General features: G+C 30.7%; 1 protein-coding gene. It reads left to right on the forward strand.

The genetic code is table 11. The features are described from left to right. Nucleotides 1-514 precede the first annotated feature (514 nt). Nucleotides 515-697 (forward strand): hypothetical protein, encoded by a 183-nt coding sequence (locus C200_RS12825; RefSeq protein WP_016212421.1) that lies wholly within the window; start codon nt 515-517, stop codon nt 695-697. Nucleotide 698: the final 1 nt, after the last annotated feature.

Raw genomic sequence — 698 nt, forward strand, 5'->3', positions numbered from 1 at the left:
ATGTCAGTGCGTAAGGTGAGAAGGTAAGCCTGAAAAGAAGGCATTTAAGAAATATCCAATAGTGAATAGCTCAGAATTCAATTATTTTCCAACTTCACACGATACAAAAATAACAGCATATTGTATAACTCTACGAGTACCAGGTCTAACTCAAGGGATAAAGCCATCAATTAATATAAATCATCAAAGCTTCATCTTCAGTTTCTCTTTATCTCCCATTTCTTTAAGCAAGGCTACAATCCAGCTTATTATTTGTGAAACACAGCTTCGACATCTCAAAATTTCAACTGTATTTTTAATCTTTAAAATTTCTTAATTTATAACTAAATGACAAATAAAATCTTTATTAAAAAACAAAAATAAAATGAATTAAAATCATTTAAATTTAAATTGTTTTCATGTATTTTACAGTAAACATAAACACTTAAAACACACAATTTACCACGTAACAACCTGCGAAAATTTAAATCCTCCTTAATTATTTTCATTTTAATTTCACCATTTGGAGACGAACATGTTGCTTAAAGATTTACGCTTTAGTGTGTTAAGGCTGCTTAGCGACCTTTATAACCATGAAAAAAGCAAAGATGGCAGCACCAATGACCTTAATTTTCTTACTAAGTGTAAACGTGAAGCAGAGGAGGCTAACTCAAAACAAGAAATCGCTGATCTTTTAAATACTCACCTTACGCACTGAC

Origin of the sequence: Piscirickettsia salmonis LF-89 = ATCC VR-1361 (assembly GCF_000297215.2) — a bacterium.
Classification (GTDB): Bacteria; Pseudomonadota; Gammaproteobacteria; order Piscirickettsiales; family Piscirickettsiaceae; genus Piscirickettsia; species Piscirickettsia salmonis.

What these genes read in the sequence shown, in the direction of transcription:
- C200_RS12825 (WP_016212421.1), top strand. Translation starts at nt 515, where the DNA reads ATGTTGCTTAAAGATTTACGCTTTAGTGTGTTAAGGCTGCTTAGCGAC.